Annotated in this window: 23 protein-coding genes; 20 read left to right on the plus strand and 3 right to left on the minus strand. The window is 69.0% G+C overall.

Translation table 11 applies throughout. The features are described 5' to 3' along the window. The first annotated feature begins 2 nt into the window (after positions 1-2). The 16 genes from rplO to B5F23_RS05650 all read left to right on the plus strand — a co-directional run bounded on the left by rplO (position 3) and on the right by B5F23_RS05650 (position 13255). Positions 3-452, plus strand: a complete 450-nt coding sequence (rplO, locus tag B5F23_RS05575; RefSeq protein WP_087352632.1) for a 50S ribosomal protein L15 — start codon at positions 3-5, stop codon at positions 450-452. After that, the gene (secY, locus tag B5F23_RS05580; RefSeq protein WP_087352634.1) at positions 446-1723 is read left to right on the plus strand and encodes a preprotein translocase subunit SecY; all 1278 of its coding nucleotides are present in this window, start codon (positions 446-448) and stop codon (positions 1721-1723) included. The genes rplO and secY overlap by 7 nt, the downstream gene beginning before the upstream one ends. Positions 1724-1772: 49 nt before the next feature. Then, positions 1773-2399 (plus strand): adenylate kinase, encoded by a 627-nt coding sequence (locus B5F23_RS05585; protein WP_087352636.1) that lies wholly within the window; start codon positions 1773-1775, stop codon positions 2397-2399. Next, a complete protein-coding gene (gene map, locus B5F23_RS05590) occupies positions 2396-3187 on the plus strand; it encodes a type I methionyl aminopeptidase (protein WP_087352638.1) in 792 nt (263 codons plus the stop codon). Before B5F23_RS05585 ends, map begins: the two co-directional genes overlap by 4 nt. 128 nt (positions 3188-3315) lie before the next feature. Then, positions 3316-3534: a translation initiation factor IF-1 gene (infA, locus tag B5F23_RS05595; protein ID WP_059052948.1), complete on the plus strand. Its 219-nt coding sequence runs from the start codon at positions 3316-3318 to the stop codon at positions 3532-3534. Positions 3535-3620: 86 nt separating this feature from the next. Further along, entirely contained in the window at positions 3621-3734 is a 114-nt protein-coding gene (gene rpmJ, locus B5F23_RS05600; RefSeq protein WP_013252436.1) for a 50S ribosomal protein L36, read from the plus strand. A 15-nt stretch (positions 3735-3749) separates the two neighbouring features. Then, positions 3750-4121: a 30S ribosomal protein S13 gene (gene rpsM / locus B5F23_RS05605; protein ID WP_087352640.1), complete on the plus strand. Its 372-nt coding sequence runs from the start codon at positions 3750-3752 to the stop codon at positions 4119-4121. Positions 4122-4131: 10 nt separating this feature from the next. Beyond that, positions 4132-4533 (plus strand): 30S ribosomal protein S11, encoded by a 402-nt coding sequence (gene rpsK, locus B5F23_RS05610; protein WP_087218572.1) that lies wholly within the window; start codon positions 4132-4134, stop codon positions 4531-4533. Positions 4534-4548: 15 nt separating this feature from the next. After that, entirely contained in the window at positions 4549-5142 is a 594-nt protein-coding gene (gene rpsD / locus B5F23_RS05615) for a 30S ribosomal protein S4 (RefSeq protein WP_087352642.1), read from the plus strand. A gap of 24 nt (positions 5143-5166) precedes the next feature. Next, complete coding sequence (locus B5F23_RS05620; protein ID WP_087352644.1) at positions 5167-6108, plus strand: DNA-directed RNA polymerase subunit alpha; 942 nt, start codon at positions 5167-5169, stop codon at positions 6106-6108. 27 nt (positions 6109-6135) lie between these two features. Continuing rightward, positions 6136-6633 carry a 50S ribosomal protein L17 gene (gene rplQ, locus B5F23_RS05625; protein WP_087352646.1) on the plus strand — a complete coding sequence of 166 codons (498 nt, stop codon included), beginning with the start codon at positions 6136-6138 and terminating at the stop codon, positions 6631-6633. 75 nt (positions 6634-6708) lie between these two features. Further along, a complete protein-coding gene (locus B5F23_RS09700) occupies positions 6709-9111 on the plus strand; it encodes an ATP-binding cassette domain-containing protein (RefSeq protein WP_158096127.1) in 2403 nt (800 codons plus the stop codon). A gap of 374 nt (positions 9112-9485) precedes the next feature. After that, positions 9486-10280 carry a tRNA pseudouridine(38-40) synthase TruA gene (gene truA, locus B5F23_RS05635; RefSeq protein WP_087352648.1) on the plus strand — a complete coding sequence of 265 codons (795 nt, stop codon included), beginning with the start codon at positions 9486-9488 and terminating at the stop codon, positions 10278-10280. Between the two features lie 28 nt (positions 10281-10308). Then, complete coding sequence (locus B5F23_RS05640) at positions 10309-11229, plus strand: putative manganese transporter (RefSeq protein ID WP_087352650.1); 921 nt, start codon at positions 10309-10311, stop codon at positions 11227-11229. Positions 11230-11268: 39 nt separating this feature from the next. Continuing rightward, the gene (locus tag B5F23_RS05645) at positions 11269-12051 is read left to right on the plus strand and encodes a hypothetical protein (protein WP_087352652.1); all 783 of its coding nucleotides are present in this window, start codon (positions 11269-11271) and stop codon (positions 12049-12051) included. A 145-nt stretch (positions 12052-12196) separates the two neighbouring features. Further along, positions 12197-13255 carry a glycosyltransferase family 2 protein gene (locus B5F23_RS05650; RefSeq protein ID WP_087352654.1) on the plus strand — a complete coding sequence of 353 codons (1059 nt, stop codon included), beginning with the start codon at positions 12197-12199 and terminating at the stop codon, positions 13253-13255. Positions 13256-13299: 44 nt separating this feature from the next. Here B5F23_RS05650 and B5F23_RS05655 read toward each other — a convergent pair whose 3' ends face one another. Beyond that, the gene (locus B5F23_RS05655) at positions 13300-14424 is read right to left on the minus strand and encodes a glycosyltransferase (protein WP_087352656.1); all 1125 of its coding nucleotides are present in this window, start codon (positions 14422-14424) and stop codon (positions 13300-13302) included. An 89-nt stretch (positions 14425-14513) separates the two neighbouring features. Here B5F23_RS05655 and B5F23_RS05660 point away from each other — a divergent pair, with 89 nt between their 5' ends. From B5F23_RS05660 to ychF, 4 genes are all read left to right on the plus strand, one after another. Then, positions 14514-15506 (plus strand): glycosyltransferase, encoded by a 993-nt coding sequence (locus B5F23_RS05660; protein WP_087352658.1) that lies wholly within the window; start codon positions 14514-14516, stop codon positions 15504-15506. Positions 15507-15757: 251 nt separating this feature from the next. Then, positions 15758-16783 carry a hypothetical protein gene (locus tag B5F23_RS05665; protein ID WP_087352660.1) on the plus strand — a complete coding sequence of 342 codons (1026 nt, stop codon included), beginning with the start codon at positions 15758-15760 and terminating at the stop codon, positions 16781-16783. A 242-nt stretch (positions 16784-17025) separates the two neighbouring features. Further along, entirely contained in the window at positions 17026-18342 is a 1317-nt protein-coding gene (locus tag B5F23_RS05670) for a 4Fe-4S dicluster domain-containing protein (RefSeq protein ID WP_087352662.1), read from the plus strand. A gap of 18 nt (positions 18343-18360) precedes the next feature. Next, positions 18361-19437 carry a redox-regulated ATPase YchF gene (gene ychF, locus B5F23_RS05675; RefSeq protein ID WP_087352664.1) on the plus strand — a complete coding sequence of 359 codons (1077 nt, stop codon included), beginning with the start codon at positions 18361-18363 and terminating at the stop codon, positions 19435-19437. 17 nt (positions 19438-19454) lie between these two features. Here ychF and B5F23_RS05680 read toward each other — a convergent pair whose 3' ends face one another. After that, positions 19455-21695, minus strand: a complete 2241-nt coding sequence (locus tag B5F23_RS05680) for a toll/interleukin-1 receptor domain-containing protein (protein ID WP_087352666.1) — start codon at positions 21693-21695, stop codon at positions 19455-19457. A gap of 9 nt (positions 21696-21704) precedes the next feature. Further along, positions 21705-22421: a hypothetical protein gene (locus B5F23_RS05685; RefSeq protein WP_087352668.1), complete on the minus strand. Its 717-nt coding sequence runs from the start codon at positions 22419-22421 to the stop codon at positions 21705-21707. Between the last annotated feature and the right edge of the window lie 10 nt (positions 22422-22431).

The raw sequence follows: 22431 nt of genomic DNA on the forward strand, positions 1-22431 counted from the left end.
TCATGCAGCTCAACGATCTGCGTCCCGCTGAGGGCTCGCGCAAGAACCGCAAGCGCATCGGCCGCGGCAACTCGTCTGGTCACGGCACGACCGCCGGCCGCGGCACCAAGGGCCAGCTTTCCCGCTCCGGTGGCGGCAAGGGCAAGGGCTTCGAGGGCGGCCAGCAGCCGCTCGCCATGCGCCTGCCCAAGCTCCCCGGCTTCACCAACCACAACCGCGTCGAGTACGCCCCGGTGAACGTCGCCCGTCTCGAGGTGCTGTTCGCCGACGGCGAGACCGTCGACGCCGATAGCCTGGTTGCCAAGGGCGTCATCAAGCACAACTATATTCCCGTCAAGGTCCTCGGCGACGGCGAGATCACCAAGAAGCTCACCGTCAAGGTGGACAAGGTCTCCGCCTCTGCCAAGGCCAAGATCGAGGCGGCCGGAGGAAAGGTCGAGCAGGCGTGCTAAAGGGAATCGCCAACGCGTTTCGCGTTCCGGAGCTCAGGCAGAAGCTTCTTCTGACGGCAGCCATCCTGCTGCTGTACCGTTTCGGTGCGTATCTGCCCGTTCCGGGCGCGCCGTTCCAGGACATGCTCGGCACCTACCAGGCCGGCTTCTCCTCGAGCGGAGCGATGGCCGTGCTCAACCTGTTCTCAGGTGGCGCGCTTTCCCGCATGTCTGTGTTCAGCCTCGGAATCATGCCCTACATCACGGCTCAGATCATCCTGCAGCTGCTCCAGGCCGTGATTCCGTCGCTCGGCGAGCTTGCCAAGGAGGGCGAGGCCGGTCAGCGCAAGATCACCCAGTACACGCGCTACCTCACGATCGGCCTCGCTCTGCTCAACGCCATCGGCTATCTGTTCCTCTTCAGGACCTATGGCGTGAGCTTCGAGGGCATCGGCGTCCCCGAGCTCCTCATGGACGTCATCGTGGTGTTCACCATGCTGGTCGGAGCCATCGTCATCATGTGGCTCGGCGAGATCATCACCCAGAACGGCGTCGGCAACGGCATGTCGCTCATCATCTTCGCGAACATCATGTCCGGCCTGCCCGCCTCGCTCGTCTCCTCCATCACGGGAACGGGCAACGTCGTCCTGACGGTGGTCACCCTCGTCATCATCGTGGCGATCGTCCCGATCATCGTCTTCGTGGAGCGCGGCCAGCGCCGCATCCCGATTCAGTACGCCAAGCGCGTCGTGGGCCGTCGCATGATGGGTGGCCAGTCCACCTACCTGCCGATCAAGGTCAACACGGCGGGCGTGGTGCCGATCATCTTCGCCTCGGCGATCCTCTACCTGCCCGCGCAGCTCGCCGTCTTCTTCCCGACGGTCGGCTGGGTCCAGGCCTTCGCCAACGCGCTCTCCGCCGGTTGGATCAACTGGGTCCTCTCGGTGGTGCTCATCGTCGCCTTCGCGTACTTCTACTCCTCGATGGTGTTCAACCCCACCGAGACGGCCGACCAGCTTCGCAAGCAGGGTGGCTTCATCCCCGGCGTGCGCCCCGGCGCCGCCACCGCCGCCTACATCAAGAGCGCCATCAGCCACGTCACGCTGCCCGGCGCCCTGTTCATGGCCGTCCTCGCCGTCGTCCCGACGATCATCTTCTCGTTCACGGGTAACTCTCTCATCCAGGCCTTCGGCGGTACCTCGGTGCTGATCATGGTCGGGGTTGCCATGGACACGCTCTCTTCCATCGAGAGCCAGCTCAAGATGCACAATTACGACGGGTTCTTCAAGTAGGGGTCTGTCGCGCAGGGTTGGCAAGCGTTAAGGAAAGGCGGTCGGAGTCATGAACATCGTTCTTCTCGGCGCCCCGGGTGCTGGCAAGGGGACCCAGGCACAGAAGCTTGTCGCGGAGTATGGGTTTGCCCACATCTCTACCGGAGACCTGCTTCGTGCCGCCATCAAGGAGGGCTCCAAGCTCGGCAAGAAGGCCAAGGGGTACATGGACGAGGGCAAGCTCGTTCCCGACGACCTGGTCGTCGACCTGGTCAAGGAGCGTCTTGCTGCCGATGACGCCCAGAAGGGCTTCATCCTTGACGGCTTCCCCCGCAACACCGCGCAGGCGGTCGTCCTCGACTCCGAGCTCGCCGCCATGGGCCGCAACCTCGACGCCGCCCTTCTCGTCTCCGTGGAGCCGGGCGTGATCGTCGAGCGCCTGAGCTCGCGGCGCACCTGCCGCTCCTGCGGCTACACCGCGCCCGCCGGCGTTGACGTCTGCCCGCGCTGCGGAGGCGAGATGTACCAGCGTGACGACGACAAGCCCGAGACGATCCAGCACCGCCTTGACGTCTACGAGACTCAGACGGCCCCGCTGGTCGAGTACTACAAGGGTCATTCGATTCTCAGGGAGGTAGACGGAGACCGTCCCGTCGACGAGGTCTATGCCGACGTGAAGGCTCTTCTCGACCTATGATCAACATCAAGACTCCAGTAGAGATCGAGCAGATGAAGGCCGCCGGGGCGCTGTCCAAGGCGGCCCTTCGTCGTGCTGGCGCCCTGGTCAGGCCGGGCGTGTCCACAAAGGAGATCGACCAGGTCGTGGAGGGCTTCATCCGCCTCCACGGCGCGGTCCCCACCTTCAAGGGCTACGGCGGCTTCCCGGGAAGCATCTGCTCCTCCGTGAACGAGCAGGTCGTCCACGGGATCCCCTCTCCCTCGGTGCTGCTGCAGGAGGGAGACATCGTCTCCATCGACACGGGCGCGACCTACCAGGGCTGGGTCGGCGACAACGCGTGGACCTTCTACGTGGGCGAGCCGTCCGAGGCCTGGAAGGCGCTGTGTGAGTGCACGCGCGACTGCCTGAAGGCCGCCATCGAGCAGGCCGTCCCGGGCAACCACCTCGGTGACATCGGCGCCGCCGTGCAGGAGCTTGCCGAGTCCAACGGCTACGGGGTGGTCCGCGACTACGTTGGCCACGGCGTCGGCCGCGTGATGCACGAGGATCCTGAGGTCAGGAACTACGGCAAGCGCGGCCGCGGCGTTCGCCTCCAGGCGGGCATGGTCATCGCCATCGAGCCGATGATCACCCTTGGCACCTACGCGTGCCGGACGCTCGCCAACGGCTGGACGGTCGTGACCGAGGACGGCCTGCCCGCGGCCCACTACGAGAACACCGTCGCCATCACCGAGGACGGTCCCGTCATCCTCACTCAGGACGACAAGGGCCCCTGGTGCCCGATGCAGGGCGGCGTCGAGGAGTAGCCTCCGGCGTGAGCCCCGAACAAGACGGTTCTTCTCGCCATGTTGTGTTGGTCTGATGCAGCATGGACTCAATTCTGTAAATTCGGTATGATATTTGGTCGCTGTCAGCGTGTGGAGAGGGAAGTAACTTGAGCAAGCAGGATGCCATCGAGCTTGAGGGCAAGGTCATCGAGCCGCTGCCCAACGCAATGTTCAACGTCGAGCTCGAGAACGGTAAGACCATCCTCTGCACCATATCCGGCAAGATCAGGATGAACTACATCCGCATCCTGCCGGGCGACAAGGTCGTCGTGGAGATCTCCCCGTACGACCTGACCAGGGGGCGCATCACCTACCGTTACAAGTAGGCGCGCCTCCAATCAGCCTGGGATATTCACGCCAGCGGCTGGGCGAGTAGATAGGTACGTGTTAGAGCTACCGGAAGGAAAGTCTCATGAAGGTACGTCCTTCGGTCAAGAAGATGTGCGACAAGTGCAAGATCATCCGTCGCCATGGCAAGGTTTACGTCATTTGCGAGAACCCGCGCCACAAGCAGCGTCAGGGCTAAGGAAGGAGCTCCAAGTTGGCCCGTATCAACGGCGTCGATCTGCCGCGCGAGAAGCGCGTCGAGATCGGACTCACCTACATCTACGGCATCGGTCAGACCCGCGCCACCAAGATCTGCGCGGAGACCGGTGTTAACCCGGACACCCGCGTCAAGGATCTGACCGAGGACGAGGTCACCAAGATCCGTGACTACATCGATGCCAACTACACCACCGAGGGCGACCTTCGCCGCGAGGTGCGTCAGAACACCGCCCGCCTCATGGAGATCGGCTGCTACCGCGGCCTGCGTCACCGCAAGGGGCTTCCTGTCCACGGCCAGCGCACCCACACCAACGCTCGCACCCGCAAGGGCAAGAAGCGTCAGATCGGTGCCAAGAAGAGGGGCTAGGGAGTAGACAATGCCGCAGAAGAAGAACGCTCGCACCACGCGCGTCCGCCGCTCCGAGCGCAAGAACATCGCCGTGGGCCAGGCCCACATCAAGAGCACGTTCAACAACACGATCGTCTCGATCACCGACCCCCAGGGCAACGTGATCTCCTGGCAGTCCGGCGGCACCGTCGGCTTCAAGGGCTCCCGCAAGTCCACGCCGTTCGCCGCCCAGCTCGCCGCGGAGGCTGCCGCCAAGGCGGCCATGGAGCACGGCCTGCACAAGGTTGCCGTCTTCGTGAAGGGTCCCGGCTCCGGCCGCGAGACCGCCATCCGCTCCCTCCAGGCCGCTGGCCTCGAGGTTTCGGGCATCCAGGACAAGACCCCCATCGCGCACAACGGTTGCCGTCTGAGCAAGCGTCGCCGCGTGTAGCTAGGAGGAATATCAATGGCTATCGATAGGACCCCGGTCCTCAAGAGGTGCCGTCAGCTCGGCATCGACCCCGTCGTGATGGGCATCAACAAGACTTCCAACCGCGAGCCCAAGCGTCGTCGTCGCCAGGAGAGCGAGTACGGCATCCAGCTTCGCGAGAAGCAGAAGGCCAAGTTCATCTACGGCGTTCTCGAGAAGCAGTTCCGTCACTACTACGTCCTCGCCATGAAGCGCGAGGGCATCACCGGCGACAACCTGATGAGCCTCCTCGAGTGCCGTCTCGACAACGTCGTCTTCCGCCTCGGCTTTGCCCGCACCCGCAAGGAGGCCCGTCAGACCGTCCGTCACGGCCACATCACCGTGAACGGCAAGCGCGTCGACATCCCCTCCTACCAGGTGAAGTCCGGCGACGTCGTGGCCGTGGCCGACAAGGCCAAGGACCTTCTCCCCATCAAGGAGGCCCTCATCTCCTCCGAGCACATGGCCGTGCCGGCCTGGCTCGAGGTTGACATCGAGAAGCTCAAGGGCACCGTCCTCCAGCTCCCCACGCGCGATCAGATCGATCTCGACATCGACGCGCAGCTGATCGTCGAGCTCTACTCCAAGTAAGCCCGACCACGTTTGGAGGTAGCAATGTCCGAATTCATCCGACCCCAGGTGTCGGTCGAGGAGATCAGCGACAACCTCGCGCGCGTGAGCGCCGAGCCGCTCGAGCGCGGCTACGGCGACACGCTGGGCAACTCCCTGCGTCGCGTGCTGCTCTCGTCCCTCTCGGGCGCTGCCGTCGAGGCCATCCAGATCGACGGGGTCCAGCACGAGTTCACGACGGTCGAGGGCGTCTACGAGGACGTCACCGACATCGTCCTCAACGTGAAGGGCCTGGTCTTCCGCTCCATGGGCACCGGTGACGAGGCGGAGGCCTCCATCTCCGTTGACGGCCCGACCACGGTCACCGGCGGCGACTTCGACATTCCGGCGGAGTTCGAGCTCGTGAACCCCGACCACGTCATCTGCACGCTTGGCGCCGGCTCCCACCTCACCATGAGGATGCGCATCGGCGTGGGCCGCGGCTACGTCTCCGGTGAGGACAACGAGCGCGAGAACGACCCGATCGGGATCATTCACGTCGACTCGCTCTACTCGCCCGTGCGCCGCTGCGCGAAGGCCGTCGAGGCCTGCCGCGTTGGTCGTCACACCGACTACGACCGTCTCGTGCTCGAGATCGAGACCAACGGCTCGATCACCCCGCGCGACGCCATCGTCGAGGCTGCCAACATCATCAACCAGCACATGACGGCGTTCATGAGCCTGACCGACGAGGACGAGCCCGTCGAGGACGCCTCGATCTTCGCCGCCGGCACCGTCGAGGACAACGTCGAGCTTGACAAGCAGATCGAGGACCTGGACCTCTCCGTCCGCTCCTACAACTGCCTCAAGCGCGCGGGCATCCACTCGGTGCGTCAGCTCGTGGAGTTCTCCGAGAACGACCTTCTCAACATCAGAAACTTTGGCGTCAAGTCCATCGAGGAAGTCAAGGACAAGCTCGAGACCATGGGACTGTCCCTCAAGGCCTAGGCGCGCCGGATTTAGGAGAAGCAAGAAATGCGACACAACAAGAAGAAGGGCATGAAGCTCGGCACCGACGCCAGCCACACCAAGGCCATGAAGAAGAGCCTCATCCGTGCCCTGTTTGAGAACGACCGCATCAAGACCCTCGACGCGCGCGCCAAGGCCATCCGCGGCGACGTGGACAAGGTCATCACCTGGGCCAAGAAGGGCGACATCGCCAGCCGTCGTCTCGCCATCGCCAAGGTCGGCGACAAGGACCTCGTCCGCGAGGTCTTCGAGAAGGCCTCCCAGGGCATGTGGGCCGACCGCAACGGCGGCTACACGCGCATCATGAAGCTCGGCCCCCGCAAGGGCGACGCCGCCGAGGTCGTCATCATGGAGCTCGTGACCGAGCCGGTTCAGCCGAAGGTCAAGGCCGCTCCCAAGGCCACGGTCACCAAGGTCGAGGAGGCCCCCGTCGAGGAGCCTAAGGCCGAGGAGGCCGCCGAGGAGGCTCCCGTCGAGGAGACCACCGAGGAGAGCGCCGAGTAACACGCGCTCACAGAGGCGATTGACTGGGCCCCGGCTGTGCCGGGGCCCGTTTCTTTGAGGGGGAGGGCGAGACGCATGATAGAGGTCGACGACGCGAGCTTCTGCTACGGCGGGCGCACGGCGCTCTCGGGCGTCTCGCTGCGGCTCGCCCCCGGTACGCGCGTGGTCCTTCTCGGCCGCAACGGATCGGGAAAGTCCACGCTCGGACGCCTTCTGAACGGAGCGCTCGTGCCGAGCGCCGGCCGCGTGAGCGTGGACGGCCTCGTCGTCGGCGAGGCCGCGCCCCACGACCTGGCGCGGCTCGTCGGCTACGTGCGGCAGGACCCGCGCAACCAGATCGTCAGCGCGCTCGTGGAGGACGAGGTGGCCTTCGGCCCGAGAAACCTCGGCCTCGAGCGCTCGGACGTCGACGAGAGGGTCTCCGAGGCGCTCTCCGCGTGCGGGATCGAGTCCCTGCGCGGACGTATGACGACCGAGCTCTCGGGGGGGCAGCAGCAGCTCCTCGCGCTTGCCGGCGTGCTCGCCATGCGGCCGCGCTACCTCGTCCTCGACGAGGCGGGCTCACAGCTCGACGAGAGCTCGCGCAGGCTGCTCACGGGCGTCGTCGACGCTCTCGTGGCGAGCGGTGTCGGCGTCCTTGAGATAGCGCACGCCCCCGAGTCGCTCTTCGGGGCCGACCGCGTCGTCGTGCTCGACAGCGGCGAGGTCGCCTGGGAGGGAAGTGCGACGGGATTTCTCTCGGACGAGGGGGCCCTCGCGCGCTCCGGGCTGGACGCAGACCCCCTCGCGCGCGTCCTATCGCGCGCGGCCGGGCGCGGCTACGCGCTCGGCGCCTCCCTCGACGTCGCCGAGCTTCTCGCCTTCGTCGGGCCCTCGGAGATCGGCCTGCCGTCGGGGGCCGGCGAGCGAACCCGCTCCCACGCGCTGGAGGCAAGCGGTCTGTGCGTCTCGTACCAGGGCGTCGAGGCCCTTTCGGAGGCCGACGTGTCGGCGGCCGGCCTGACGCTCGTCCTGGGGCGGTCGGGCTCGGGCAAGACGACGCTCGCCCGCGCGCTTGCGGGGGTTCTCGAGCCGGACGCCGGCCTCGTCGCGCTCGACGGCGAGCCGGTTCGGGCGGGTCGCGTGGGCCTCTCGTTCCAGCGCGCCGAGGACCAGGTCTTCTGCGAGACGGTGCTGGAGGACATCGCCTACGGCCCCTGTGCGCGCGGCCTCGGCGAGACGGCGGCGCATGACGCCGCGCGTCTCGCAGCGTCCCGGACGGGGGTGGGGGAGGAGCTGCTCGAGCGGTCCCCCTTCGAGCTCTCCGGTGGTCAGATGCGTCGCGTGGCGCTTGCCGGCGTGCTTGCGGGGCGGCCGGACGCCTACGTCCTCGACGAGCCCACGGCAGGTCTCGACGCCCCCGCGCGACGCGAGCTCAGGGCCGTCGTGCGCGGCCTCGTCGACGAAGGGTTCCCGGTCGTCGTGGTCACGCACGACGCGGGCGAGTGGCTCGACGAGGCAGACGACGTCGTTTTCCTGGGCGACGGGCGCGTGAGGGCCCACGTGTCCGCCTCCGAGGCCGCGACGGACGTCTCGCCCTACGAGGCCGCGGGCCTTGAGCCCCCGACCCTCGTGCGCCTGCGCGCCGCACTCGGCCAGCCGCGTGCCCCGCGGCGTGGCGAGGCCCGCTCGGATCCGCGCGCCCGTCGGGAGGCGTCGGCGCCCCGCCCCTCCCGCCGCCGTCACGCCCGCGCCCTCGGCTCCTTCGTCCCCGGGTCCACGCCTGCGCACCGGGCCGACTCCCGCGTAAAGCTCGTCCTTCTCGTCATGGCCTCGATCGCCTCCTTCGCCGCGCCCGCCCCTCGTGGGCTTGCCGTGGCGGCCCTCGGCCTCGTGCTCGCGCTCCTGGCGAGCAGAACCTCCCCTCGACAGGTGCTCAGGGCCCTGCGGCCCGCGGCCCTCGTCCTGCTCTTCGCCCTCGTCGCCAACGCCGTGGTGCTCGTGGGGCAGCCGGGCCTCTCGTCCGCGGGGCTCGCGCGCGGCGCGACCGCGGTGGCTCGAATCGCGCTGGTGGTGGGGTTTGCGCTCGTCTTCTCCTCAACCACCGTGCCGCCTGCCATCTCGGACGCCATCGCGTGGCTGATGTCTCCGCTCCGAGCCCTGGGCGTGCCGGTGGGCGGCGTCTCGACGGCGGCCTCCGTCGCGCTGCGCTTCATCCCCATCACGGCCGAGGAGGTCGAGCGCATCAGATGCGCCCAGCGCGCACGCGGTGCCGACCTCGACGGGGGCGGGGTGAGGTCGCGACTGCGCGGCTGGGCGCAGGTGCTCGTGCCTCTTGTGGTGGGGCTCTTCCGTCGTGCCGACGAGCTCGCGGGAGCAATGGCGGACCGCTGCTACACCGGCGAGCAGACCTCGCTCGCAAGGCCGCTGCGGGCGCGCGACGTGGCACTTCTCGCCTGCGGCCTCGCGTGGGCGGTCACGGCGGCGTTGCTGGCGTAGCGCAGCGCGGCGAGAAGAACGCGGGCACTTCGCGACCGCACCTGCCGCCCGTATCCGGTGTCTGCGCTTTCCGCCCGCACCTGCCGCCCGCACCTGCCGCCCGCACTTCTCAAGTGCGGCCCTCAGGGCGGTTGCGGCCCGCACTTGTCGCCATGCGTCGAGTGGCCCACCGCACTCGATGGCGCGAGCGGCTGAAAACGCCCGCACTTCTTGGGTGAGGGCTCTGAGTGCGGGCGACAAGTGCGGACGACAAGTGCGGGCGGCGGGTGCGGGCGGCGGCTGCGGACGGCAAGTGCGCTTCGCGGGCGCCTGGGGACGCCCGCGCCGGCATCGCGTATCATCGTCGGGGAAACGAAAGCGGGGAGGGAGCACCCATGGCAGAAGCCACGCTCGTCATCAGGCTCGGATACCGCGGGGCGGGCTTCGCCGGGTTTGCGGAGCAGCCGGGAGGGGTGCGCACCGTGGCCGGCGAGCTGCGCGCCGCGTTGGAGACCGCGCTGCGCCGGCCCGTGGAGCTCACCTGCGCCGGCCGCACGGACGCCGGGGTTCACGCCATCGCCCAGTACGTGAGCCTCCCGGTGTTTGACGACGAGCTCGACCTGCCCGCGTACCGGCTCATGCGCAGCCTCGTGGCACTCACCCCCGACGACCTCTCCGTGGGCGGCCTCATGCGCGCCCCCGCGGGCTTCTCGGCGCGCTTCGACGCAATCAGCCGCAGCTACCGCTACCGGATCGCGGCCTCCGACGCGCGCCCCGTGCTCTCGTGGGACCATGCCTGGTGGTATCGCGGCGCGCTCGACGCCGACGCCATGGCCGCGGCGGCAGCGCACCTCGTGGGCGAGCACGACTTCAAGAGCTTCTGCAAGGCGACCTCTGCCGTCGACAAGCCCACCTGCCGGTTCGTGGAGACGCTCTCGGTGACGCGCGTGGAGGAGGCGGGCGAGAAGCTCGTGGCGCTGGACGTCACCGGCAACGCGTTTCTCCACAACATGGTCCGCACCATCGCGGGGACGCTCGTCGAGGTGGGCCGCGGGCATCGTGACCCCTCCTGGGTGGCCGACGTGCTCGCGGCGCGGGACAGGACGGCGGCCGGACCCTGCGCCCCCGCGAAAGGCCTGACCTTCGTAGGGGTAAAATACCCTGAGCTAACTTTGACCCCCTGGGAGTGACCTCCCGGGGACCTCGGGAGGAAATGACTTGGAGCTTCTTCTTCACGTCCTGGAGCACAGCTTCTGGGACACGCTCAGGCTCGTTCCGTTTCTGCTCGTCACCTACCTCGCCATGGAGGCGCTCGAGCACTCCGCCGCCGACCGGGTCCAGGCCGTCGTCGAGCGCTCGGGCAAGGCCGGACCGGTCGTGGGGGCGCTTCTGGGCGCCCTGCCCCAGTGCGGGTTCTCGGCCATGGCGGCGACGCTCTACGCCGGCCGCGTGGTCACGGTGGGCACGCTCGTCGCCGTGATCCTCTCGACCTCGGACGAGATGGTGCCGGTGTTCCTGGCGCACCAGGAGCCTGCGGGCCGGATGTTCGCCATCATGGCGGTCAAGGTCGTGGTGGGCGTCGTGGCGGGGTTTGCCGTGGACGCCTTCCTGCGCGCCTCGCGGCGCTCCGGGGACGGGCACGCGCACATCCACGAGCTCTGCGAGCGCGCCCACTGCCACTGCGACGACGGGGACGCCCACGAGGACGGCCGCGGGGGCGGTCACGCCCACGGCCACGGCCGCTGGGCCATCGTGCGCTCCGCCGCCGTGCACACCGCACAGGTGAGCGCCTGGATCCTCGTCATCACCTTCGTCTTCGGGCTCGTCATCGAGCTGGTGGGGACCGAGGCGCTCGCCGCGCTTCTCGCCAACCACCCCGTGCGCGCCACCTTCGTCGCCGCGCTCGTGGGGCTGATCCCCAACTGCGGCGCGAGCGTGGCGATCACCGAGCTGTACCTCGAGGGTGTCCTCACCACGGCCCCCATGCTCGCGGGCCTGCTCGCCTCGGGCGGCGTGGGCCTGCTCGTGCTGTGGCGCACGAACGCGGGCGCGCGGCTGAACGCTACCATCACCGTCTTTATCTATGCGGTCGCCGTGGCGGTGGGGCTTCTCGCCGGCGCCTTGGGTATTCTTTTCTAGGGCGTGCCGAGAAGGGCGCGCGGGCGAGAAGGGACTCTCATGGCAAGGAAGCGCGAGCGCTTCGAGCGCATCGACGTGCCCCGCGGGGGCCCGCACAGAAACCTCATCGGCGCGGTGGTGTGCGTCGCGGTCTTTGCCGTGGCGGCCCTGGTGGTGTACCTGGTGTGGAACCGCGTGCGGCTCGAGAGCCGCCTCGGCGACGCCAACCTCGACGACGCCCTCGCCGCCCAGGACGCGGAGGTGGTGCCGGACGGCGGCTACGTCGCGTCCACGGACGAGTTCGAGTGCGTGCTGCTCCTGACGGCAGACGGCCTGGAGGACGGGGCCACGCTCAGCGCCGCGCAGATCCTGAGCGTCAACAGGACCCAGGGCACTGCGGTGCTCGCCAACGTCCCCGTGGAGGCAAAGGTCACGGTGGACGAGGAGCCCACGACGCTCGCGGAGCTCTTCTCGTCGAGCGGGTACGCCGCGTGCGTGGCGCCGCTCTCGTCCGCCGCGAACGTCTCCTTCGACCACGTCATCGTCGCCACCGGCGACGTCATAGAGGAGGCCGCCGGCCTGGCCGGGCTGAGTCCGAGCGAGCTCATCAGGAGCGCGTCGGGCCTGCTCTCCAAGCTGAGGACCGACCTCGACGCGCAGGGGCTGCTCTCCCTTGCCGAGACGCTCTCCGACATCGGGGTCGCCAACCTCGCGACCGCCGAGGCGACGCTCGTCGCCGAGACGACGACCGACGAGGCGGGCAACGCGACCGAGACGGGCTACCAGGTCATCGACCGGGCGCAGCTCGGCGTGGCGCTGGGGCTGCTCGTCCCGGCGGCCTAGCCCCGCGGCGGGCGCGCGCCCTTCTCGGCCTGCCCACTGTGCGCATTTTGCCAAGGGGGTTCAGTGAGCCGCCAGGCGGCCCGACACGCTGATACCCTTGAGGGAACGCTCTGACGCGCGGCTCTCGAGACGGGAGGGATCGGGGATGCCGCACTACACGCCCACATCGCCTGTGGTCTCGGTGCTCATGGTCGTCATGGGCGCCGAGCGCTCGGTGAGGCGTGCGGTCGAGAGCGTGCAGAACCAGACGCTCTCGAACATCCAGCTCGTCGTGGTGGACGCCGTCGGCTCGGGCCAGGTGACGCGCCAGCTCGAGTCGATCGCCGAGCGCGACCTGCGCGTCGAGCTCGTCAGCGCGGGAGGGTGCGCGCGCCAGGAGGCCCTCGACCTCGCGCTCGAGCGCTCCAGCGGCACGTACGTGGCGGTGGTCGACGCCGACGGCTGGGCCGCGCCGAAGATGCTCGAGGAGCTCGTCGACCTCGCGGACGACCGCGCGCTCGAGCTCGTCGTGGGCGGCTTCACCCTCGCCCTGGAGACGGCGGGCGGGCGCACGGCCGAGCTCGACGTGGCCTCGGAGGACGAGGTGTTCCTGACGCAGCACGAGTTCAGGGCTGCCGCGTGGCGCATGTTCGCGACGGGGCAGCTGCTCCCGGCGAGCGCCAAGCTCTTCCGGCGGGACCGCGCCGAGGAGTGGGGCGCGCGCTTCTCGGCGGAGCGCGAGAGCGACCACGGCTTCGTCATCTCCTACCTGCGCGACGTGGAGCGCGTGGGCGTCTCCTCGAAGGCTCTCTACCACGTGAGCCGCTCCGTCGCGGGCCGCCCCGAGGGAGGGTACCGCCACCTGGAGGAGGAGCACGAGGCCCTGCTGGGGCTCTACCGCCACTGGGGGCTCGAGGGGGACGCCGCGAGCATGGAGACCCTGCAGAACCGCTACATCGAGCAGCTCGTCGACTGCGTCGAGGACATCTGCCGCGTGGGCAGCCCGGTGAGCTCGGGCGAGCAGCGCCGCCAGGTCGAGCGCATGCTCGGCACCGAGCACGCGCGCTTCGCCGCGAGCGTGGCCCGCCCGCGCAGCAGCCAGGCCCGCTCGATGATCGCCCCCATCCGCGCCGGCAACGTCACCCTGGTCTGCGTCCAGGCGCGCCTGCTCTCGCTGCTGCGCGGAGCCCGCTCGCTCGACGTGGCGCCGGACGCCTTCGTCTAGGGCGGGGCCCCGGACCCCGGTCGTCGGCGTCCCCGCCGCGGCCGCTAGACGCGGCTCCCGCGGCGGCTGCGCGCCGTCCTGAGGGCAAACCCCAGGCCGTTCTCGCGGATGCGGTAGAGCGCCTCCCGCACGAGGTGCGCGAGGTGGCGCCAGTCGCGCCCCCTCGGGGCGGGAAGCCCCACGACCTCGCAGTACAGGCGCTTGCCCCGCGGGCTTATCGCCCCGCTCGAGAGCACCACGGCTGGGTCGAGCCGCTCCATCGAGTCTTTTACGAGCCCGCGCACGGCCTCGTCTCCCAGGCCCGCCCCCTCGGCGGTGATGAGGGCGTAGTTGACGCCGCGCACCGCGAGGGCCTCGAGCACCCGCGGGTCCTTCTCGCCCGCGCGCTCCGCCGCGTCCATCATGTCGTTCCAGCGCTCGAGCGGGGTGAGGGGGGAGCGGCCCGCGAAGGACTCGGCCTCCATGAGGTCGCGCTCCCGGTAGTCGTAGACGCACTCGTCGGTGTAGGCGATGCGCTCCGTGCGGCAGAGCGTCTCCACGAGGAAGGGGTTGTCCGCCCAGCCCGCCCCGGGCACCTCCACAAAGCGGATGCCCTGCTCCTCGAGGTAGGCGCGCCGGTAGAGGGCCGACCAGATCGCGGGGTGGTGCAGCAGCAGCTCAACGCCGTCGCCCACGGCAAACGGTTGGCGGCGCGGGCGGACGCGCCCGCGGTACGGGCAGCTCACGCGGACGGGCCCCGAGCCCGCGGACGCGCCGGGGAAGACGCGCCAGTAGGCCCCCTTCGCCACGTCCACGCCCCGCTCCCCGCCACAGCGCTGCGCACAGGCGAGAAGCGCCTCGATGCCGTCTGGCTCGAGCGTGTCGTCCGGCTCGACGATGGCGACCCAGGTGCCGCGCGCCACGTCCAGGCCTCGGTTGCAGGACGCCCCGTAGCCCTCGTTGGGCTTGTCCACGATGACGTAGCGCGAGTCGGCGGCGGCGTGGGCGCGCATGACCTCGGCCGAGCCGTCGGTCGACCCGTCGTTGACGCACACGATCTCGAGCTCCCGGTGGGTCTGCGCCTCGATGCTCACGAGGCACTCGTCGAGCGTGGCCTGCGCGTTGTAGATGGGTATGATGACTGACACGAGGCTCGTGACGGGGCTCTCGCTCGCGCCTGTGGTGCTCATGTGGCCTCCCTGGTGACGGACGCGTGGGGCGCACGCTACGGGCGTACCCTATAATAGGTCAGTCCCGGACGGCACGCGAAAGGGGAGGAATGCGGCGGCCCGCCATCGTCATCGTGACCTTCATGCGCCAGCAGCTGCTGGAGGGTCTTCTCGACTCGATCCTCACCCTGACGGTGGCACCGTGGCGCGTGGTGGTGGTCGACAACGAGAACTCCCCCGAGACCGCCCGGATCGTCGCCGAGTTCGGCGCGCGGGCGGACGCGCAGTGGGGCCCCACGACCGGGGACGAGGACTCCGAGGGCGGCGCGTCGCGCGCCGTGTACGACCCGATGCCCGAGAACACCGGCGGGTCGGGCGGGTTCTCCGAGGGCGTGAGGCGTGCCTACGAGCTGGGCGCGGAGTGGTTCTGGGTCATGGACGACGACGTCAGCGTCCTCCCGGGCGCGCTGGAGACCCTCGGGCGCTGGAGCGAGGAGACCGACGCCGTCATGGGCCAGCGACGCGACTTCGACGACGGCCACTTCTACTGGCAGCACCGCTTCTGCACCGCGCTGGGAATCTACAACCCCTTCTCGCGCGACGGCTGGCGGCCCGGGGAGCGCTTCAAGCTCTGCAACGTGCTGTGCTTCGAGGGCAGCTTCTTCTCGCGCCGCGTGGTGGCGAGGATCGGCCTGCCCGACGCGCGCTTCTTCATCTACCTCGACGACGCGCTCTACGGCTACCTGGCGAGCAAGGTCACCGACGTCTACTACGTCCCCGACTACGTCCTGAGCCGCCGCCGCGAGGTCCCCAACCAGGGGATCGGGACGGTCCGCCAGCTCAACTCGACCTCGGACATGACGCGCTTCTACATCACGCGCAACCGGGGCTACCTGGCCCGCTACTTCCAGCTCTACGGGGACTACCACGCGCTCGGGTTTGCCGTGGGGACGGCCCTGACCTTCGCCAAGGAGCTCGCGAGGATCGTGCTGGTCGACCGAGGCAGCCTCGTCTCGGGGACGCGGCGGCTTCTGGCCGGCTGGCGCGAGCAGCGCCGGATCCAGCACGACCCCGCGTGGGAGCCGATGCCCCCGCTGGAGTAGGGGCTGCGGCGGGAGCCACGGCGGGAGGTTCTTCTCGCCGGGCGGTGGGGCAGGGCCGCGGTTTGCCACGCAGTCGGTTGGCTAATAAACACTTGAATGGCGAGAAAAGCCCTGTTGGCGCGAGGCCCCCGTGCGGTCCGCGCCGATTTCATACGCAGTCGAATGGCCACTGTGTGTAGATAGCTACCCCGGGGTAGGAATGTGGTAGGCTATAGACAAACGCGACCCCCATGACGGCGAAGGGGGCTCGCATGGCCATCCTGGTCTCCCACAACACAGCTCTTGAGATGCTCCGCTCCGTTCCGCCCCAGCTGGGGGCGCTGCCGCGGGTTGACCATCCCGTCGCCCTCGAGGGGGTCAGGGCGCGGGCCCGCGACGTGCACGCCGCCAACCTGCGCGAGCTTGGGGTCAGGAGGTCTCCCACGCACGTGCTCCTGCCCGCGGACGAGCGGGAGATCCGCTCCGCGGACGTGCGGTCCCACCGGACGAGGCTCGACGTGGTTCCCGAGGGGCTCCTTCTGAGGGCGGCTCCGGGGGTGTACGTCGCGGGGCCCGAGCTCTGCTTCATCCAGATGGCGGGCGTGACCTCGCGCGTGGGGGCGGTCGTGCTTGGCTACGAGCTGTGCGGCGAGTACGCGCACTTCTCGGAGCTGGTCTCCGGCTACTACGAGCGCGAGCCGCTCACGTCGGTGGCGCGGATCTCCGCGGCGATCGACGCCCTGGAGGGGCGGGGTGGCCTTCGCGGCGCGGGCGTGGCGCGCGCGGCGCTCGAGTGGGTGTGCGACGGGGCCCGCTCGCCCATGGAGACCGTGGTCTCGGCCGAGATGTACCTGCCCCGCGAGCTGCAGGGCCTCGGATTCGTGCGCCCGGAGCTCAACTTTGACGTGGCGCTTGACGAGGTTGCGGCGGCGATAACGGGCACGAGGCGCTGCTCGGTCGACGTCGCGTGGCCGGCGCGCAGGCGCGGGCTCGAGTACGACAGCCGGGAGTTTCACCTGGACCCCGCTCGTGACCTGCGACGCAGGGAGGCGCTGGAGCACATGGGCTGGACCATCAACGTGATCGACCTCGACCAGATGGCAGATCACCGCGAGCTCATGAAGACGGTGGCCCTCTTCGAGGGCGACGTGGAGCGGCAGCCGGGCGGGTCGGCCCCGCCCGAGGAGGTGGCCCAACTTCACGCGAGGCTCCTGCGGGCCACGCGCTGCGGGCTCGGACTCGAACGGGCGCTCTTCGGCGTCCCCGTCTGCCGGGGCAGCGTGCGGCTGCATTTGTGAGGCGTGGGTTTGATACGCACTGGAATGCGTATCAAACCCCGGACGCTGCGGAGGCCAGCAACAAATTCCCAGCTCAAGGACTTGGCGAGAAGAACCTCGAAAAAACGATACGCATTGAAGTGCGTATGAAACCGTACGGCGGGGAGCGGCCGGGGATCCGAGGTTCTTCTCGCCGGGCGGTGGGACGGGCGTAAGGCGTACAATGAAGCGTTGTCCGCACGTTACGAGAGGATGGGCAACCCGTGGCCGAGAAGCGCGACTTTCTCGATGAACTCATCGACCTTCAGAGCGACTGGCGCTCGCTCAAGGAGCTCCCCAACTCGATGGTGGGCTCGCTCGTGGGCGAGGACGGCGAGCGCAAGGTCTTCAACCCGGCCGACTACAAGGAGAAACCCTTTGCCAACTCCAACCGGTGCCTGCGTGTGGGCTCCGGTCACGACGGGGTCTGCTCCCGCTGCATCGAGGTCTGCCCGACCCACGCGATCACGATCCACAAGCAGTCGGTGAACATCAGCGAGGACTGCCGCAAGTGCGGGCTGTGCGCCGCGGTCTGCCCCACGGAGACCTTCTCCACGCGCCGCCACACGCCGCGCCAGGTCTACGACCAGATCGCGCGCGCGGCCTCGTCCTACGAGCAGTGCTACGTGACCTGCACCCGCGCGCTCAAGCGGATTCCCCAGGGCAACGAGGTGGTCCTCGCGTGCGTGGGAGCCATCTCGCGCGAGATGTGGTTCTCGCTGCTGGCCGACTACGACAACATCAGCGTCTACCTGCCCGTGGGCATCTGCGACCGCTGTCGTACCACCACCGGGGAGGCCGTCTACACCGACGCCATCTCCGACGCCGAGCAGTGGGCGGACGCGGCGCTCGGGCTCGAGGTCGAGCGCTCCGCGATGACCCACGAGCTCACGCGCGCCTACAAGCGCAGCCAGTTCGTGAGCGGGGCGATCCACTCCGCCGAGCGCCTCGTCTCGCGCAGCACGCCCGCGCTGGCGGGGGCCAAGGCGGTCGCCAAGAAGCTCTCCGACCACACGCAGCGCCTCAACCGCCTCCAGAAGGAGCTCGAGAGCGCGGTGGGGGCCAAGACCTCCAACAGCCGGATGCGCACCCTCACGCAGAGCCGCAAGCTCATGATGGGCGCGCTGCAGCACAACGAGGACCTCGCCGAGCGCGTGCGCCTCGAGGTCCCGGTGTGCGACTCGTCTCTGTGCACGATGTGCGGGGACTGCGCCAAGGCGTGCACGACCCACGCGCTCGACGTTGACCGCTCGGGACGCGTGACGGTCCAGAGCGCCTACTGCGTGAGCTGCGGTGCGTGCGCGCTCGTGTGCGAGGAGGGGGCGCTCACCATGGAGCCCATGGACGTGAGCGAGCTCGTGATCCCGGACAAGGTGGCCGAGGAGGTCGCGCGCAGGAAGGCCGAGGCCAAGGAGCGCGCGGGCAAGTACATCGAGCAGGGCAAGAGGCAGCTGGAGCGCGCCGCCGACGCCCTGGAGAAGCTCGACGACGGCTCGGAGGGCGCACGCGCCGCGGACGCCGCCTCCGGCCAGAAGGACTAAGGACGTAAGGAGAAGGACGTGTCCCTTTCGATCGGCATCGTGGGCCTGCCCAACGTGGGCAAGTCGACCCTGTTCACCGCCCTCACCAAGAAGGGTGGCCTGGCCGCCAACTACCCGTTCGCCACGATCGACCCCAACGTGGGCATCGTGGACGTGCCGGACGAGCGCCTGGGCAAGCTCGCCGAGATCGTGCACCCCGGGCGGATCGTGCCGGCCACGGTGGAGTTCGTCGACATCGCGGGCCTGGTCAAGGGCGCCAACGAGGGCGAGGGACTCGGCAACCAGTTCCTGGCCAACATCCGCGAGACCGACGCCATCTGCGAGGTCGTGCGCTACTTCAAGGACCCCAACGTCATGCGCGAGGTCGGGCGCGTCGGCGAGTTCGTCGACCCCGCGGCCGACGCGGACACGATCATGACCGAGCTCGTCCTGGCCGACATCCAGACGCTCGAGAAGCAGCTCCCCAAGCTGGAGAAGGAGGCCAAGCGCGAGAAGGACCTCGCGCTCAAGGCCGACGTGGCGAAAAGGCTGCTCGCGTGGCTCAACGACGGGCGTCGCGCGGCCACGATGGAGATGACCGACGACGAGCGCGCCGCCGCCAAGGGGCTCTTCCTCCTCACGATGAAGCCGATCCTCTACGTGGCCAACGTCGACGAGGACATGCTGGGGCAGGAGCTTGCGCCCATCGACGGCGTGACGCCGATTCCCATCTGCGCCAAGGTGGAGGCCGAGCTCTCCGAGCTCGAGCCCGACGAGGCGGCCGAGTACCTCGCGGACCTGGGCCTCGAGAAGAGCGGCCTGGAGACGCTCGCGCAGGCGGCCTACCGGCTGCTTGGCCTGCAGAGCTACTTCACCGCCGGCGAGATGGAGGTCAAGGCCTGGACGGTGCGCATCGGCGCCAAGGCGCCCGAGGCCGCCGGCGTGATCCACTCGGACTTTGAGCGCGGCTTCATCAAGGCCGAGGTGGCCAGCTACGAGGACTACGTGGCGCTCGGCGGTGAGGCCGGCTGCAAGAACGCCGGCAAGCTCCGCATCGAGGGCAAGGACTACGTGGTTCAGGACGGCGACGTCATGCACTTCCGCTTCAACGTGTAGGGCGCCCGTCGCGGGCGCTAGGGGTTTGCCTCGGAGACGGTGGCGGCCTCGTTGTGGTAGAGCCCCAGCTCGATTCCCTGCCGCACGCGCTCCTCAAGCCGGTCACGAAGCGCCTGTTGGTCGTTTGAGCTGCGGTCTACGGCAATGCGGACTATGCGCCCGTCATCGGTGGCGCCGATGACGAGGTCGCCCTTGGGGGAGACGGCGAGCCCGCGGAGCTCGCTTCCCAGCTCGTGGCGGGCGCTCGTTCCGTAGTTCTCCTCGGCGAAGAATGTGACGAGCGTCCCGTCCGCCATCCCGCAGGCAAAGAGCGTCCCGTCCGGAGAGGCCGCGATGGTCCGCGAGCGGGCCGAGGCCGAGGAGGTCATGCTTTCGGTGATGCCCTCCCGCTCGACCCATCTGCCCCACTCCTGGACAAGGGTGCGGGAGCCGTCTTCGCGCACGGTGCCGTTGCCCACGGCCACGACCCTGTCTGCGCCCGCGGCGATCGCGAGGGGCGTGGTCCCGCCCCGCGTGACGGCGGACTCCGGGTAAGAGACCTCGGCGGCACCGGGCTCCAGCACGGCGAGGTTTCCGTCACGGGTCCCAACGAACACGTGCCCCTCGGCGTCCAGGGCGGTGGCCTCCACCGCAAGGCCGTCGACCCTGCTCAGCACCCCTCCTGAGGAATCGAGCACGAGCAACGCTCCCTCGCACCCCACGGCAAGGGAGCCCCCGCCCTCCACGGCCGAGACGCACGTGGGAGCAAGTCCGTCGGGAAGGGGCAGCTCCGTGACGTTTCTCGTGGCGCAGTCCACGTGAAGGAGGCGCGGCGTCTGCGGGTCGCTGGGGCGGCGGGCCACCACGAAGAAGTCCTTCTCGCCCGACCCTGGGGCCAGGCTGAGGGCCTCCGTGGCATCGAGCGTCTCGTCAGCGCCCTCGATGGTTCCCGAGCTCGCGTCAACAAAGGTGATCGAACCGTCCCGGGCAAGAAACGCGGCCCGCTCGCCCGCCCCCAGGCTCACCCCGTCGACAAAGGACCGGTCGGTTGTGGCGAGAATCGTCGTGTCCCGCCGGACCTGCCACAGGAACACCTCGTCGGAGGGCGTGCGCACCGCCACGCTGGCGCTGTCCGGCCCCCACGCCAGCGTGCTGCCCTCCGGGTTTCGGGTGCCGTTGAGAAAGAGCAGCTGGGAGCCACGAGCGCCGTCCAGGATGACGATTCCTCCCTCGCCGAGGACCGCCAGATAGCTTCCGTCGGGCGAGAAGGACATGTCGAAGCTCGGTATCTCAAGGCGCGTGGTTGCCAGGCGCCTGCCGTCTGTCCCCGAGAGGGTCACGAGCGCTCCGTTTGCGCCCAGCTCTGCGGTGAGCCCAGAGGCCTCGGAGACGGCCTCTGCTCGCGCGACCTCTGGGAAGGAGAACCCGCGGGAGGCTGCCTCGTCCCTGCTCAGGAGCTCGGTGGGTGTGATGGCGTCAAGTGCTGACCTCATCATCAGCTGCGTCGAGTAACCGTCGTTGAGAGCTGCGTCTCGCGCGTACCCCTCGTCATCGAGCACCCGCAAGGTCCCGTCCGCGACGAGGTAGGGGTTGACCCGGTTGCCCACCTCGCTGGAGTGGACCAGCAGAGAGTTGGCGTAGCTGCGGCTTCCCACGAGCGACGACTCCCGGCTCACGGACCGGACCTGGTGATACGCGGAAAAGGCCCACAGGATGACGAGAGCTGAGAGGATGGTGAGGACGCGGGCGCCCCTTGCACGGGCTCTCGAGGCGCGCACGTACCTCTCGGCGTTCTCCGTTATGACCCCTACGCTCCCGGTGCCTCTGAGCGCGCGGGTGACCTCGCGAAGGCTTCGTCCCCGGAGTAGGTCCCGCCGCTTGCGCCCGTCCCTCAGCCAGCCTTCCGCGCGCGTCTCCACCGTGGCGGTGAGGTCGGAGAGCGGCGAGACGCGCCGATACTCCGCGGCTATGGAGCTGGCCGTCTCCGTGAGGTCCTTCTCGCCCTGATCCGCAGAGACCTCGAGGATGGGGCGCCTGTAGTAGCGTGCCTGACCCACCTCGTTCTGGCAGGGCGTCGAGTCGTACCACTCGCGCGAGACAACGAGCACCACGAGGCTTGCCCCGCGGATCGCATCGCTCACGCGCGCGTCCCAGATCTCTCCGGACCTCAGCTGCTCCGTGTCCTGCCACACGGGGATACCCCGGGCTTCCAGCTGCCGCACGAGCCCGTCCACGGAGGCTTTGCGGACGCGTGCGTAGGAGACAAAGACGTAGGGCATGGCTTCCTCCTAGCGCGGCGTGGGCAGTGGGGTCGCGGCGCGCATCCCCATGCCCTCGACGAAGTCCTCCGGGAAAGACTCGAGCTCCGCCGGTGACCAGGCTGCGGGCGAGCGTGCCGCCACCGCCTCGGCAATGCCCTGCACCCCAACGGCTTCCGAGTTGGCGTAGGGGGTCCACCAGCGGTCTCCCGCCCTCACGGCGAGGCGCTCACCGTCCTCGGTCCACCCCACGGCCTCGACGGGGGAGCCGTCCGGCGTGTCCCACTCGCGCGTGGGGACCATGGTGATGCCACTCCCCCCGTCGATCATCGTGTAGGCCGTGACGCCCCCCGACCTCGTCCCTATGACAAAGCGCGCCGGCTGGTACGCGGCGGCAACAGCCGTGATGTCGTCGGGCTCCCCGTGCGTCCCCTGGAAGGTGTAGCTGTGGTCCTCGTTGCCGTAGGTCAGGACAAACTCCTCCGCCCCGTCCGAGCGGATGGCAAAGGTGCCGTCTGGCGTGGCGCTCTTCAGCGACTCGCTCACCACCGCTCCGCTTGGCATCTCCCGCGCGGGCGCTATGCCCTCGAGGGAGTAGATGCTCGTCGTCACGCCGTTTCCGCAGCTCACAAACCCCTCGGCCGTTGCGTCCACCTGAGCGACGCCCGCCATGTGCGCGCCAAGGGTGCCCAGGGTCGCTCCCGTGGGCACGTCGATGACCTGCGCCCCTGCCTCGGCCGTGACCACGACGGCGCTC

This window comes from Olsenella sp. An188 (assembly GCF_002160255.1).
GTDB lineage: Bacteria > Actinomycetota > Coriobacteriia > Coriobacteriales > Atopobiaceae > Thermophilibacter > Thermophilibacter avistercoris.